Consider the following 808-nt stretch of genomic DNA (forward strand, 5'->3'; position numbering starts at 1 on the left):
AGCTGTGGCGTTCGTACGGCGTGGAGCCATCAGCCGTCATCGGTCATTCGCAGGGTGAGATCGCGGCGGCGTGTGTGGCGGGTGCGCTGTCGCTGGAGGATGCCGCGCGTGTCGTAGCCCTGCGCAGTCAGGCGATCCGGGCGCTGTCCGGGCGCGGTGGCATGGTGTCGGTGTCGCTGCCCGTGGAGGCGGTGCGGGAGCGGCTCGCGGTGTGGGGCGAGCGGTTGTCGGTGGCTGCGGTGAACGGGCCCTCGGCGGTCGTGGTCTCCGGTGACGCCGACGCGCTGGACGAACTGCTGGCGGCGTGCGAGGCGGAGGAGATCCGGGCGCGTCGTATTCCGGTGGACTACGCCTCGCACTCCGCCCACGTCGAGAGCATCGAGGACGAGATCCGGCGCACCCTGGCCGGGATCGCTCCGCGATCCTCCTCGGTGCCGTTCTACTCCACGGTGACCGGCGGGGTGCTGGACACCACCGAGATGGACGCCGGCTACTGGTACCGCAATCTGCGCGGGACCGTGCGTTTCGACGAGACCGTACGGGTGCTCCTCGACGAGGGCTTCCAGACGTTCGTGGAGGCCAGCGCGCACCCTGTCCTGACCATGGGCATCGAGCAGACGGCCGAGGACCACGGCACGCCCGTGGCGGCCATCGGCTCGCTGCGCCGCGACGAAGGCGGCCCGGACCGGTTCCTGACCTCCCTGGCCGAGGCGCATGTCGGCGGCATCGCCGTCGACTGGCGGACGGTGTTCGCCGGGACCGGCGCGCAACCCGTCGAACTGCCCACCTACGCCTTCCAGCACCAGCG

1 protein-coding gene is annotated in these 808 nt (G+C 71.3%); it reads left to right on the top strand.

Annotated features, from left to right (window positions below; genetic code table 11):
• Positions 1-808: acyltransferase domain-containing protein (locus tag NP777_RS47005; protein ID WP_256656343.1), on the top strand; the 808-nt coding region annotated here is incomplete at both ends.

This window comes from Streptomyces rugosispiralis (assembly GCF_024505145.1).
Lineage (GTDB): Bacteria > Actinomycetota > Actinomycetes > Streptomycetales > Streptomycetaceae > Streptomyces > Streptomyces rugosispiralis.